Source organism: Paenibacillus sp. DP01, assembly GCF_044784315.1.
In the GTDB taxonomy this organism is placed as follows: Bacteria; Bacillota; Bacilli; order Paenibacillales; family Paenibacillaceae; genus Paenibacillus; species Paenibacillus polymyxa.
Genome location: NZ_CP173059.1, coordinates 5,429,694 through 5,442,335 on the forward strand (window position 1 = coordinate 5,429,694; position 12,642 = coordinate 5,442,335).

Here is a 12,642-nt window from a genome sequence, read left to right on the forward strand (position 1 = left end):
TATTCCCAACGATACTACAACTCACATTACAGCATAAAGGACAGGGATATGTTAAAAGAATTAATTAACAATTTTGCGTTATTAACGAACTTCTTATTCTTTGGAAATTTATTTTCCCGGAAATATGAACGTTACCTGAAAAACCACGCACTCATTCATCGGGTAATGAACGGTTTAATGCTGGGTCTGTTTGGCATTCTGTTAATGATGACCGGTTTATGGATCCGTGGGCACTTTGTGGTTGATCTGCGCCAACTGGCGATTATCATATCTGTTTATATGGGGGGATCGGTATCCGGTCTGCTGACCACTCTGATCATAAGCCTGTACCGTATTTACATCACTGGAGGTTGGACGGATATTTCTTTGACTGCTACTGTCAATTGCTTCATGACATTAGTCGTTTCACTTATCTTTATTCGAGAAAAAAGACTAACACTCAGCAAATGGATGTCAGCCGTGCTTGGAGCTGTTGTTGTGTCGCTGTTATCTACTTTCTTTGTGGCTAATCCTCCGAATTCGGAAACTATTATAATAATCACAACCGTTAAGATGCTTGGCGGCTTGTTCACTTATTTTATGATGTCCCATATCAAAAAAACAGAACGGGCTATTCATCTGCTGGAAGAAGCTGCAAACCGGGATCATTTAACCGGGTTATACAGTCCGCGTGCTTTTGATGCGCTGTTCGAAGAGGTACTTCATGCTTCCAAGACTACAAAAAAACCCTTTGGACTCGTGATGCTAGATATTGACCACTTTAAAAAAATTAATGATACGTATGGCCATTTGAACGGAGACACCGTCTTAAGCCAACTGGGAATTCTGTTAAACCGGGAATCTACAACAAGAGCATATCCCTCCCGTAAGGGCGGAGAGGAATTTGCAATTTTACTCGGAGATTGTGATACCGAAAAGGCGGCAAGCTTTGCTGAGAAGATTCGGAAAGCTGTGGAAAATGAATGTTTTCTCTTGAATGACGGAACCATAATCTCTTTAACCGTATCCATCGGAGCAGGCAGTTCTCCTGTCATTGCATCAAGGCACATACTCGAAAAAGCAGACGAAGCATTATATGAAGCTAAACGGTCAGGACGCAATCGGGTAAAGTTGGCAAAACCATAATTATTAGTCGCTAAATGTCAGGAAAGCTGGATTAATGTTAATAAAAAGTGGTAAAATGGAAATAACATCGTTATCAAAAAAACTTCTGCCGCTAGTGGAGACATGCCTTACAATCGACATGGGGGGTGGGCTTTGTGAACCTCGAACAATTGGAAAAACTCATGGAAAAAGAACGCCGTGAACTGAATCGCATGGCTGACTTACACGGATTAAGAGATGAACGTGTATTGGACAAATCCTCCAGGCTTGACCGTATTATGGACAAGTACCTTCACACCAAGCGCGCAATCAACCAAACACACTCATAAAAGCAAGCTACTTCGCTGCCCCTCAGGGCAGCTTTTTTATGATGTAAGCCACTTCCGTCCTTCTCACCGACGACTTCCGCCATATTCTGTCCGCAACAATCGCTGTGTGAAGGATATCCACTCTCTGGCCGCAAAGGACAGATACCGATCGTTCCGCCAAATCATCCCCAAATGCCAAGGAATGACAGGGTCCACCAGCGGAAGAACACGCAAACGTTCGGAATCCAAATCCCGGCATATCGCCTCTGGCAATAACGCTACTCCCAGGTTGGCAGCAACCATTTCGCTAATCAAATCCCATTGAGAGCTTTCGTAGACTACACGCGGCTGAAAGCCGGCACGAACACATTCGGCAATGATACGGTCATGCAGCGTAAAATCCTCACGGAACAGCACAAACGCCTCCTCTGCTAACGCAGATAGCTGCACCTCCTTGCACTCAGCCAATGCATGCGTAGGATGAACGAGCAGATTCAACTTCTCCTCCACAAATAGGAATGTCTCGAACATATCTCCAACCGGTGGCAGCACAATCACCCCGATATCCAGCGCGCCAGCTTCTACGTCCTGTTCCACTTTCTTCGCTCCATCCTCGAACAATTGAATCGTCACATCGGGAAAGGCCTTGTGAAATTCTCCAATGACACGCGGAAAAAAGCTCGATCCGACCATAGGAGGCAGACCAATACGGATATGTCCTTTTTTCAGGTTCATCAAATCACTCAGTTCCGAGGACAGGCTCTGAAAGGACTTCACAATCGCTTGGGCCTGAAGCTCAATGACCTTGCCCGCATCCGTCAGTTCGATTTTTTTGCCAATCCGATCGAACAGAGTAACTCCCAATTCTTCTTCTAGGCTTTTAATCGTCTTACTGATCGTCGGCTGAGTAATAAACATGCTCTGGGCTGCCTTCGTAAAGCTGCGCAACCGCGCGACTTCCAGAAAATATTGCAAATGTCGGATATCCAAAGCTACACCTTCTTCCATAGACAAACGGAATAGACTTCATTCTTTATATGCATTTTACTCATGAAAGCTTGTGATGTAAAATTTCATTACAGTTTGAAAATAACGGATCTCGAAGATAGGAGACTTTATATATGAAAAGCTTCATACGCGGTGTCCTTCAGATCGCCGTCCTGATGGCCTTTTCGCTCATCCTGAATGCGGTGGTCTCCTGGCTCCACCTGCCTGTACCCGGTAGTATCATCGGTATGCTGATTCTCTTTATTCTGCTGCAAACGGGCGTGGTTCGACTAAGCTGGATCGAGGTTGGCGCTAACTGGTTGCTGGCCGAGCTGCTATTATTCTTTATTCCCTCTGCTGTTGGTGTTATGAATTATTGGCCAATGCTGGAACACGATGGCATGAGCATTATGCTGGTCGTGCTGCTCGGCACCTTCCTGGTGATGGCCTGCACAGGTATGATCGCCAGTCTGCTTGGCAAACGAAAGGAGCATAAATCATCATGACCGGTCTTCTATGTATTATATTAACACTTGCTATTTACTGGATGGCCAAACGCATGTACCGCACATTGCCCAAGGTGTATTTGTCCCCATTGCTCATTACACCTGTGGTTATCATTTTGATTTTGACGCTGACGGGTGTGAACTACCGTTCTTATAATTCAGGCGCTCATTTTCTATCCATGCTGCTACAGCCAGCTACGATTGCATTTGCTGTCCCTTTGTACCGATATTTCCCTGTGTTAAAAAAACACGCGGCTCAAATCGTGCTTAGCGTGTTATCTGGATCTGTCGTAGCCGTGCTGTCCTCCATGGCGCTCGCCAAGTGGATGCACCTGGACTCCTCGCTGCTAAGCAGCCTGATTCCTCGCTCCATTACGACACCTATTGCGATGAATGTATCGCAAACGATTGGCGGTAATCCGACGGTCACGGCTGTATTCGTTATTCTGACCGGATTGAGCGGTCTTATTATCGGCCCGATGATTGTCAAACTATTTCGGATTGAAAATGAGGTTTCACGCGGGGTATTGCTTGGTACCGGTGCTCATGGTACGGGTACTTCCAAAGCGTTCGAGTTCAGTTCGTTGACAGGTACGATTTCCAGCATCTCGATGGTGCTCGCCGCTCTCTTTACCTTGGCGGCTGCCCCATTCCTGTTCCACCTGATGCTGTAAGCCATCTGTATACAATGAAGCAGCGATTCTCTTATGAATAGAGAATCGCTGCTTTTGTTTTGTAGGACCCTTTTTCGCTTAAAGCAGTGGTGAGAAACGAAACGATTGTAGAGAAGCGGAGCGGTAAAGGATACGCATCCCTCACGCTGTATCAGATGGCTTTAACAGCGCTGGGTTCCGCCTCTACCTCTACAGGTGTCACAGCTTCATACAGATAAGCATCCAGCTCAGTCGTATATTGGCGTTCTTGCTCGGCGCTCCAGCCTGCGTACTCGGACATCCATGCAATGACAGCCTGCTTCCAGCGCTTCACCTCGTCAATCTGAAAGAACAGTGCTCCAGTGCGACGTATGAAAAAGTCAGACGGTGTCACCGTCATTTCCTGTTCCATCGCGTACAATAGCGGAACACGCACTTCTATAGGCAACGCCGCTTCCGTCTCGGTGGCGTTCTTCATGCTCCGTGTCGCTATGGCGAACAGTCGCTCCACATTTGAGCCATAGCGAGCAGCCCATGCTCTGGCGGTTTCTGGCGACAGACCGAGCGCGGCACCCGCTGCGGCTTGCTTGCTCACGAAAGCGTCCCAACCCGCCGAGCCGCCTACATTGCCGCCCGAAATCGGGATATGCCTTGTGCGGCATGCCCGAAAGCTTTGCCCATGCAAGCGGCCCAGCTCCCGTACCGCGCGATCCACGACGAGTTCGGACATTTTCCGGTAGCCTGTCAGCTTGCCGCCTGCAATCGTGATCAGACCTGAACGGGATTCCCAAATTTCGTCCTTACGTGAAATTTCCGAAGGGCTTTTACCGTCTTCATAAATGAGCGGGCGTACTCCTGCCCAACTGGATTCCACATCTGCAACCGTCAGCTTCACATCCGGGAACATCCCGTTGATCGCTTGAAGCACATACGCCCGGTCTTCGGCGGTCATCCGGGGATGCGACGTATCCCCCTCATATACCGTATCGGTCGTACCTGCATAGGTTTTGCCATCACGCGGGATCGCGAATACCATGCGTCCATCCGGTGTATCGAAGTACACTGCCTGTTGAAGCGGGAAGCGCTCAGCATCGAATACCAGGTGGATACCCTTCGTCAGGCGAAGCACCTTTCCCTCTTTGGAGCGATCCATTTCCCGCAACGTATCTACCCATGGCCCGGCAGCGTTAATGACCAGCGAAGCCCTGATCTCGTATGGCTTTCCCGTTACCCGATCGGTTACACTGGCGCCGCTTATTCGTCCGCTGTCATACAGCAGCTTGTCAGCCTTGGCATAGTTCACGGCCAGCGCCCCTCGTGTAACGGCTTCCTTCATCACCTCAATCGTCAGGCGAGCATCGTCTGTGCGGTACTCCACATAACTCCCGCTTCCCTTCAGTCCTTCTCTCTTCAGCAAAGGCTCGCGCTCCAGCGTAGCCTGGATGTCCAGCATGCGGCGGCGCTCACTACGCTTCACGCCAGCGAGGAAGTCATACACCAGCAGACCAATCGAGGTGGTGAACGCATTAAATGTGCCACCCTGGTGAAAAGGAAGCAGCATACGCTCCGGAATGGTCACATGAGGGCCATTTTCAAATACGATAGCTCGTTCCTTCCCGACCTCGGCTACCATCTTAACCTCAAATTGCTTCAAATAACGAAGACCGCCATGCACCAGCTTGGTAGAACGACTGGATGTGCCTGCTGCAAAATCCTGCATTTCCACCAGAGCCGTCTTCAAACCACGATCCGCAGCGTCCAGCGCAATTCCCGCCCCTGTAATGCCGCCACCAATAATTAAAATATCAAAATGCTCACGCCCCATACGTTCCAAAACAGCCGTTCTCTCCTGTGCAGCAAATCCCTGTTCTCCCATCATCTATCCCTCCAATTTCGTACATGTCTGCTTTGCCATCTGACACCGAATCACCAAAAGATACAAAAAAAGACCACGAACATCGCTGCGGCGGATGCCGAGCGGTTCATGGTCTCTCCAAGTCTCCTGACGAGTATTAACTTATCTATATCGTAGCATACACAGTACACGATGAAAAGGGGAATCTGCCTGTTGTCAGCTGACTGCCTACTGTCGTAAAACCACCTTTACTTGAATGCCATCGCGGCATGGACCGCCTTTTTCCAGCCGCCATATCGTTCAGCCCGCACTTCTTCACTCATGGTCGGAGTGAAGGTTCGGTCACTCTGAGCATATCCCCGGACTTCATCCAAACTGTCCCAGAAGCCGACTGCCAGCCCTGCCAAATACGCCGCCCCCAGTGCCGTTGTCTCGTTCACAGCAGGTCGTTCCACAGGCAGATCGAGAATATCGCTCTGGAACTGCATCAGGAACTCGTTCATCACTGCGCCCCCATCTACACGCAATGAGCGCACAGGTACACCCGAGTCGCTCGCCATGGCGGTTAGAACATCTTTGGTCTGGTAGGCCAGCGATTCCAGTACCGCTCGTATAAAATGCTCCTTGGATGTTCCCCGTGTTAAGCCAAAGGTCGCGCCGCGCACATCACTGTCCCAATACGGGCTGCCAAGACCCACAAAGGCTGGGACAAAATATACACCCTCCGTTGAGGTCACCCGCGCCGCATACGCTTCACTGTCTTTGGCCTCGCGGAACATACGCAGCCCGTCACGCAGCCACTGAATAGCAGACCCGGCTACAAAAATGCTGCCCTCCAACGCATACTTCACCTGACCGTTCAACCCCCATGCAATGGTAGTAATCAGTCCATGCTTTGATTCACAGGGTTCATCTCCGGTATTCATCAGCATAAAGCAGCCCGTACCGTATGTATTTTTAATCATGCCTTTGTCAAAGCATCCCTGACCGAACAAAGCTGCTTGCTGATCGCCCGCCGCTCCGGCAATGGGAATTTCCTGTCCAAAAAAATGATAATCCACCGTATTCGCATATATTTCGGAGGATGACCTCACCTCCGGCAGCATAGACGCAGGAACGCCGAGAATATCCAGCAGCTCCTCATCCCATTTCAGCTCATAAATGTTGTACATTAGCGTACGAGCAGCGTTGGAATAGTCCGTTACATGCGCTTTACCGCCAGACAGTCTCCAGATCAGCCAGGTATCGATTGTACCGAACAACAGCTCTCCGCGTTCCGCCTGGGCTCTCGCTCCTTCAACGTTGTCGAGTATCCATTTGACTTTGGTACCCGAAAAGTAGGGATCAATGAGCAGCCCTGTTTTGCTATGAAAAGTTTGATCAAGTCCACGGCCTTTCAAGTCCTCGCAAATCCCGGCCGTTTGCCGTGACTGCCATACCAGCGCATGATATACCGGCAGGCCTGTATGTTTATCCCACACCACCACAGTTTCCCGTTGATTGGTAATGCCAATTCCAGCAATTTGACCGGCTTTCACACCTGATTCCGACAGACAAGAGGCGATGACAGCCAAAATAGAGCTCCATATTTCATTCGCGTTGTGCTCTACCCATCCCGGCTGGGGAAAATACTGCGGAAACTCCCGTTGTGCCTTGTACACCACTTTCCCCTGCCGATCAAACAAGATGGCCCGCGAACTAGTTGTGCCCTGATCCAAGGCAAGAATGTACTGTTCCATCATTTTTCAGTCTCCTTGCTTTATGTATGTTGCCTACTTGATTCAAATAGAAGCTATCGCTTATAGTGCTCAAACAGTTGTTTATTGGAGGTGGTAACTGCTGTAGCTCCCGCTGCCAACGCCGCCTCCACATCCTCAGGGGTACGTATAAGTCCGCCAGCCAAAATGGGAATCCCTGTACGTTCACTGACCTCCGCAATCATCGGTGGCACAACACCAGGCAGCACCTCAATATAATCGGGGCGCGTTTTTTCCACCAGTGCGTAGCTTTTTTCCAGCGCAATCGTATCCAGCAGGAACACTCGCTGTACAGCAAGGATTCCCTTTTTTTTGGCGGTTGCAATCACCCCGGAACGGGTCGAGATAATCCCAAATGGCTTAATCTCCTGACACAAATACTCAGCGGCATACTCGTCATTCTTCAAACCTTGCACCAGGTCGGCATGCAGAAGCATCTGCTTGTTGCGGCTCCTTGCCATCTGGTACAAGTTGCGCAACTGCGCTACATGCGTATCCAGAAAAACAGCATACTCATAAGAGCTGTCCAAAATATCCTCCAACTGCTTCATGTGCTTAGCTGCAGGTAAAATGCGTTGTCCCTGAAATGGCATGGATATCCTCCTTAGGCCGAATGGCGGTCAAATTCGTTCAAATTTTATATTATCACTCTGGTCGACGAACGTGAAGCGGTTCCATAAGAATATCCCTTTACACTCCATATATTCCTTTATTTATAAACCACATCCATGGATCATCTCATGTTCTTTTTTTGTACTTTTTGGTTGTCCGTATGTCTATTACTTTTTCAGAGAATTCGCATAGATTGATATTAATCTTTCAAAGAATGGAGTGAATAGAATGGGTTTTTATGTTCGTAACAGTACGTCTAACCCTATTTCAGTTGCCGTTGGATACTATGATTCTGGTTGTAGTCCTATCACCTATGCTAAGAGAGGGTGGTACCGTATAGAACCCGGTAGACGCGCATTTCTTGTAGCTGGATCAGCCGCAAACCAAACGTTTTATGTCTACGGACATGACAGTTTTGGTAATTCGTGGGGCGGTGATTTCTACACAGATGTTCCTAGAGAGGCTTTCACAAGATGCTGGATAGCAAGTTGCCAGGGCCAGGGCTGTAGAAGCGTGGGGTTCGAGGAGATCAATGTTGGCAATTTTGAAAACTACACTCTAAACCTTGTAGATAGTACCCAAAGTGCATCTAAGTCAAGACGTACTCTAGTGGCGAAAAAAAGAAAAACCAATTTTAAATTAGGGAAGTTCAGCTTTATAAAATCACCTGGAAAATTAGGGAAGTTAGGCAAGAATAGAAAACCGCTATATGGTAAACGCAAATAGAATTATATAAACAGAACCAAAAGAAGCACCTCCCGCCATGAGCTGGGAGGCGCTTCCTTACATACTAACTGTGTATTCCTTCACTCGTCTATACAATTAGCCCCCAAACCCTTGGCGCAGCCACGAGGTAGCAAGCGTGATCGCACCGCGCTTGGCCGCGGTTTCCGACAATGGGTTCAACATCACAAAATCGTGTATGATGCCCTGAAAGCGTACAGCGGTTACATCTACCCCAGCTTCACGCAGCTTGTTCGCATAAGCCTCCCCTTCATCACGCAACACATCAGCCTCGCCTGTAATAACCAGCGCACGTGGTAGCCCTTTGAGCTGATCCGTGGTAGCACGTAACGGGGACGCCGTGATCTGCGCCCGTTCGTTAGGATCTGTCGTATATTGATCCCAGAACCATTGCATCCCTTCACGGCTCAGGAAATACCCTGTGGCGAACTCATGGTACGATTCCGTATCAAAAGAAGCGTCCGTCACCGGATAGAACAGCAACTGTTGCCGAATGGCAGGGCCACTGCGTTCTTTGGCCAGCAGAGTTACAGCTGCAGTCATGTTACCACCGACACTATCTCCGGCGATCGTCAGCGTATCGGACTTCAGCCCATGCTCGCGCCCATGCTGTGCCACCCATTGAACGACCGCGTAAATTTCCTCAATCGCCGTCGGATATTTAGCTTCAGGTGACAAGCTGTATTCAGGGAATACAACAGCTGCCTGTGAGCCTACTGCCAATTCACGAATCAGACGGTCATGCGTATGAGCATTACCGAATACCCAGCCTGCTCCGTGGATATATACAATGACCGGGAGATCACCTGTCACCTGTTGTGGACGAACAATTCTGACCTTCACCTCACCGCCAGGGCCACCTGGAATCGACAGATCCTCCAGATCTGCGGCAGGTTTATCTGCTGGACCGGATTGAACCTCATTGACCGTTTCACGTCCTTTTTCAGGACCCAAATCATACAGAAACGGAGGCTTGGCATTATCGTCTGCGAATTTTTGCGCTGCGGGCTCCAACTGTACTTTTTTACTCATATCGTTTCACTCTTCCTTTCTTATTTGCGGTCTACATGTATTCAATATGGTTTACATTTATTCATTCAGTATCACCTTATATTTAAACGAGTTCCTCTCTTTCCAATCGGAGGACTCTATTTTGCCCAAAGAAGAGCTTGACTTTTATTTTATGTTGTAACTATAATGGTTACATATTAAAATTCAAGTATGAACATCATACAACGCATGAATTAAGCCAATAAATCATCCAAATTATTTTTTAGGAGGCTATTCTATTATGAAAATTGCAGTTATTGGTGCAGGCGGTAAAGCAGGAAGTAATATCGTAAAAGAAGCATTAGACAGAGGGCATGAAGTAACCGCCATCGTCCGTGACCCAGCTAAAGTAACGGATAATCGTGCAGCTGTAGTACAAAAAGACGTTTTTGACCTGAAAACAGATGATCTGAAAGGTTTTGACGCCGTTGTTAATGCTTTTGCCGCTCCGTTCGGACAAGAGCATCTGCATGTAGATGCAGGTAACGTGCTAATTGAGGCTCTCCGCAATGTATCCGGTACTCGCCTGATTGTCGTAGGTGGTGCAGGCAGCTTGTTTACGGATGAATCCCAGACACTCTTGGTCAAGGATACTCCCGACTTCCCTGATTTTGTATATCCAACAGCTCATAACCAAGGGAAGAACCTGGACATTCTACGCGGTACCAGCGACCTGAACTGGACGTTTATTAGTCCTTCCGCGGAATTTGCTCTCGGCCAACGTACAGGCTCTTACCAAGTGGGCAAAGACACACTACTGGTTAATTCCAAAGGTGCAAGCTATGTCAGCTATGAAGATTATGCAGTTGCAGTAGTAGACGAAATTGAAAAACCACAACATTTGAATCAACGTTTCACCGTCGTATCCGAGTCCTAATTCTACGACCGAACCGAACATTCCAACATAAAAAGACCCTTCGACCACTTTCCATCCTGCTTGGAAAATGAATCAGAAGGGTCTTACTGTATGTCTGGTTCGTCCAATCTTCTACTGTTTAACTCGGCTTACAGTCTTCCTGTCACTAAAACTTAGCTTAAGAATTGGAGGTGCAGCCAAAGTCGTCAAAATAACGGCAATGATGACTGATGTAAAATACTGTTGTGCCAGCAGGCCTGTTTGCAGCCCGGTGGCTGCGATAATAAGCGCAACTTCTCCGCGAGATATCATGCCAGAACCAATCGCAAGCGAGGAACGGGTATTAAAACCTGTCAGCCGCGCGCCGATGCCTCCTCCGACCAACTTCGTCACCAGTGCTATCAGGGTCAAAACAACAACAAACCCAAGCTGCTGCCCCACTCCCTCAAAAGATACATTTAAGCCAATGCTGACAAAAAATACTGGCACAAAGATGGAATAAGCGATGGGCTCCACCTTTTCTTCTACGACAGCCTTAAAGCTTGTTTGCGAAATGGCAATCCCGGCAGCAAAAGCTCCGATAATGCCCGCCATACCCATCAAATCTGCAAAATACGCAAAACCGAAGCAAATGACCAACGCAGCAGTAATCACAGCTTCGGTCACTTTGAGGGGGGCAAGTATTTTCATAATCCATGGAACAACGAACCAGCCACCCAAAATAGCTACTACGAAGAAAACTAGCTTTTTGCCAACAAGAAGTCCCAGCGAAGTTTCTCCGCCCATACCGAATATACTCATCATGACCGCAAGCAGCACCACGACGAGCACATCGTCCAGCACTGCCGCACCCAAAATGGTCGAGCCTTCTCGGGTATTCAGCTTGTTCATATCCTTGAGCACCTGCACCGTAATGCTTACGGAAGTAGCGCTCAAGACAATCCCCAAAAACCATCCTTCATGCACGGAAAATCCAAAGGCTTCCCCAACTCCAAAACCACAGAGTAACGGCAAAATAATACCCCCGACAGCCACTGCTACCGCAGGCTTCCAGTTGCGCCGAAGCTGATCCAGATCCGTCTCCAGCCCGGCAATGAACATCAACAGCAACACGCCGATTTCAGACATATTATGAATCAGCGAATCATTTTGTACCCATCCCAAAACTGCCGGGCCCAGCACGATACCAGCGATCAGCTTCCCCAATACCGCAGGTTGACCGAGCTTAACCGATAAATGACCGGCTACTTTTGTAAACAATAGAATCAAAAGAAGATACAATATAAATTGCATAGGTTAATAACCTCCTTTTATTTAATCCTTGAACTCATTTGCGCATCATCTACAATTGAAGAAAACGGATAATCATAAAATGCAGAACAATCGTCCAAAATATGTGTCTGACCTTAAACAGACCACAACTCGCAAAATAAAAAGGGAAACCCTACATACAGCACAGGTTCCCCTAAAAAGACATAAAGGAGCCTTGGTGACAGGCTCCTCCGATAATTCATATATTCATTTGATGTTGTCGGTCATCCTTGCGCAAACAAGCAACTTTATCTTTTAATTATACCTCTTCTGCAAACCCATGTAAACGTCATTGAGTCAACTCTCGGCTTTTTCCACGTACCGTGCACAGTATTCATGCTGCAGCATACTCATCAGAATCGAATCATGGTATTCATAATTGTAAAATAAAGCATCCCGCTGCACACCTTCACGTTGAAAGCCTACTTTTTCATAGCAACGGATGGCCTGTTCATTAAAATCAAATACATTCAGCTCAATCCGATGCAGGTTACAAATACCGAATCCATAGCCTAGCATGAGCACAAGCGCTTCGGTGCCGTAGCCTTTGCCTTGATCCCCATGCTCATTGATCGCAATACGGATATTGGCGCTGCGATTCAGGCTATCCATATCCTGTAGCGCAATATCCCCGATGACACGATCATCTTCCTGAAGTGCAATGAGCAGCAGCAGGCTTGAGGAATCCTGTCCTTTAGCTTCTATATAACGAGCAATTTGCTCTTTGGTAAAGCTTCGCTGTGTGCCCGTCAGCCTCCGCACTTCCTGATGAAACAACGTATTATAATACAGCTCGGTGTCCTCCACGTTAATGGGACGCAAGTACACTCGTGATCCTTCAAGCAGTCGTGCCACTGGCGTTGCGGGCGAATAATTTTGAGTCAACGTGATCTCTCCTA

Annotated in this window: 13 protein-coding genes; 6 read left to right on the forward strand and 7 right to left on the reverse strand. The window is 48.0% G+C overall.

The genetic code is table 11. The annotated features are described in order from the left end of the window. Positions 1 to 48 precede the first annotated feature (48 nt). Complete coding sequence (locus tag ACH59B_RS23950) at positions 49 to 1,125, forward strand: diguanylate cyclase (RefSeq protein ID WP_126666466.1); 1,077 nt, start codon at positions 49 to 51, stop codon at positions 1,123 to 1,125. A 134-nt stretch (positions 1,126 to 1,259) separates the two neighbouring features. After that, positions 1,260 to 1,433 carry an aspartyl-phosphate phosphatase Spo0E family protein gene (locus tag ACH59B_RS23955; RefSeq protein WP_013373596.1) on the forward strand — a complete coding sequence of 58 codons (174 nt, stop codon included), beginning with the start codon at positions 1,260 to 1,262 and terminating at the stop codon, positions 1,431 to 1,433. A 63-nt stretch (positions 1,434 to 1,496) separates the two neighbouring features. Here ACH59B_RS23955 and cidR read toward each other — a convergent pair whose 3' ends face one another. Continuing rightward, the gene (gene cidR / locus ACH59B_RS23960) at positions 1,497 to 2,402 is read right to left on the reverse strand and encodes a cidABC operon transcriptional activator CidR (RefSeq protein WP_349365379.1); all 906 of its coding nucleotides are present in this window, start codon (positions 2,400 to 2,402) and stop codon (positions 1,497 to 1,499) included. Positions 2,403 to 2,533: 131 nt separating this feature from the next. On the opposite strand from cidR, the gene ACH59B_RS23965 reads away from it, so the two are divergent. Together ACH59B_RS23965 and ACH59B_RS23970 are read left to right on the forward strand one after the other, a co-directional pair. Further along, positions 2,534 to 2,905, forward strand: a complete 372-nt coding sequence (locus ACH59B_RS23965) for a CidA/LrgA family protein (RefSeq protein WP_016822733.1) — start codon at positions 2,534 to 2,536, stop codon at positions 2,903 to 2,905. Further along, positions 2,902 to 3,579, forward strand: coding sequence for a CidB/LrgB family autolysis modulator (locus tag ACH59B_RS23970; protein ID WP_016822732.1), 678 nt, complete (start codon positions 2,902 to 2,904; stop codon positions 3,577 to 3,579). The genes ACH59B_RS23965 and ACH59B_RS23970 overlap by 4 nt, the downstream gene beginning before the upstream one ends. A gap of 151 nt (positions 3,580 to 3,730) precedes the next feature. On the opposite strand, the gene ACH59B_RS23975 is transcribed toward ACH59B_RS23970, so the two are convergent. The 3 genes from ACH59B_RS23975 to ACH59B_RS23985 all read right to left on the reverse strand — a co-directional run bounded on the left by ACH59B_RS23975 (position 3,731) and on the right by ACH59B_RS23985 (position 7,763). Next, positions 3,731 to 5,434: a glycerol-3-phosphate dehydrogenase/oxidase gene (locus ACH59B_RS23975; protein ID WP_277508302.1), complete on the reverse strand. Its 1,704-nt coding sequence runs from the start codon at positions 5,432 to 5,434 to the stop codon at positions 3,731 to 3,733. 227 nt (positions 5,435 to 5,661) lie between these two features. Further along, a complete protein-coding gene (gene glpK / locus ACH59B_RS23980) occupies positions 5,662 to 7,152 on the reverse strand; it encodes a glycerol kinase GlpK (RefSeq protein WP_029514464.1) in 1,491 nt (496 codons plus the stop codon). Between the two features lie 53 nt (positions 7,153 to 7,205). After that, a complete protein-coding gene (locus tag ACH59B_RS23985; protein WP_031462425.1) occupies positions 7,206 to 7,763 on the reverse strand; it encodes a glycerol-3-phosphate responsive antiterminator in 558 nt (185 codons plus the stop codon). A 247-nt stretch (positions 7,764 to 8,010) separates the two neighbouring features. On the opposite strand from ACH59B_RS23985, the gene ACH59B_RS23990 reads away from it, so the two are divergent. Continuing rightward, positions 8,011 to 8,508 (forward strand): DUF1036 domain-containing protein, encoded by a 498-nt coding sequence (locus ACH59B_RS23990; RefSeq protein ID WP_016822728.1) that lies wholly within the window; start codon positions 8,011 to 8,013, stop codon positions 8,506 to 8,508. Positions 8,509 to 8,604: 96 nt separating this feature from the next. On the opposite strand, the gene ACH59B_RS23995 is transcribed toward ACH59B_RS23990, so the two are convergent. Continuing rightward, the gene (locus ACH59B_RS23995; RefSeq protein WP_031462426.1) at positions 8,605 to 9,558 is read right to left on the reverse strand and encodes an alpha/beta hydrolase; all 954 of its coding nucleotides are present in this window, start codon (positions 9,556 to 9,558) and stop codon (positions 8,605 to 8,607) included. A 259-nt stretch (positions 9,559 to 9,817) separates the two neighbouring features. Here ACH59B_RS23995 and ACH59B_RS24000 point away from each other — a divergent pair, with 259 nt between their 5' ends. Beyond that, a complete protein-coding gene (locus ACH59B_RS24000) occupies positions 9,818 to 10,453 on the forward strand; it encodes an NAD(P)-dependent oxidoreductase (protein ID WP_016822726.1) in 636 nt (211 codons plus the stop codon). A 111-nt stretch (positions 10,454 to 10,564) separates the two neighbouring features. On the opposite strand, the gene ACH59B_RS24005 is transcribed toward ACH59B_RS24000, so the two are convergent. After that, positions 10,565 to 11,725 carry a cation:proton antiporter gene (locus ACH59B_RS24005; protein ID WP_090888915.1) on the reverse strand — a complete coding sequence of 387 codons (1,161 nt, stop codon included), beginning with the start codon at positions 11,723 to 11,725 and terminating at the stop codon, positions 10,565 to 10,567. Positions 11,726 to 12,040: 315 nt separating this feature from the next. Beyond that, positions 12,041 to 12,628 carry a GNAT family N-acetyltransferase gene (locus tag ACH59B_RS24010; RefSeq protein WP_017428643.1) on the reverse strand — a complete coding sequence of 196 codons (588 nt, stop codon included), beginning with the start codon at positions 12,626 to 12,628 and terminating at the stop codon, positions 12,041 to 12,043. Positions 12,629 to 12,642: the final 14 nt, after the last annotated feature.

Coding starts and splice junctions, on each gene's coding strand:
- ACH59B_RS23975 (WP_277508302.1), bottom strand. CDS start 5,434: ATGGGAGAACAGGGATTTGCTGCACAGGAGAGAACGGCTGTTTTGGAA.
- ACH59B_RS24005 (WP_090888915.1), bottom strand. CDS start 11,725: ATGCAATTTATATTGTATCTTCTTTTGATTCTATTGTTTACAAAAGTA.
- ACH59B_RS23950 (WP_126666466.1), top strand. CDS start 49: ATGTTAAAAGAATTAATTAACAATTTTGCGTTATTAACGAACTTCTTA.
- ACH59B_RS23995 (WP_031462426.1), bottom strand. CDS start 9,558: ATGAGTAAAAAAGTACAGTTGGAGCCCGCAGCGCAAAAATTCGCAGAC.
- ACH59B_RS23990 (WP_016822728.1), top strand. CDS start 8,011: ATGGGTTTTTATGTTCGTAACAGTACGTCTAACCCTATTTCAGTTGCC.
- glpK (WP_029514464.1), bottom strand. CDS start 7,152: ATGGAACAGTACATTCTTGCCTTGGATCAGGGCACAACTAGTTCGCGG.
- ACH59B_RS23985 (WP_031462425.1), bottom strand. CDS start 7,763: ATGCCATTTCAGGGACAACGCATTTTACCTGCAGCTAAGCACATGAAG.
- ACH59B_RS23970 (WP_016822732.1), top strand. CDS start 2,902: ATGACCGGTCTTCTATGTATTATATTAACACTTGCTATTTACTGGATG.
- ACH59B_RS23965 (WP_016822733.1), top strand. CDS start 2,534: ATGAAAAGCTTCATACGCGGTGTCCTTCAGATCGCCGTCCTGATGGCC.
- ACH59B_RS24000 (WP_016822726.1), top strand. CDS start 9,818: ATGAAAATTGCAGTTATTGGTGCAGGCGGTAAAGCAGGAAGTAATATC.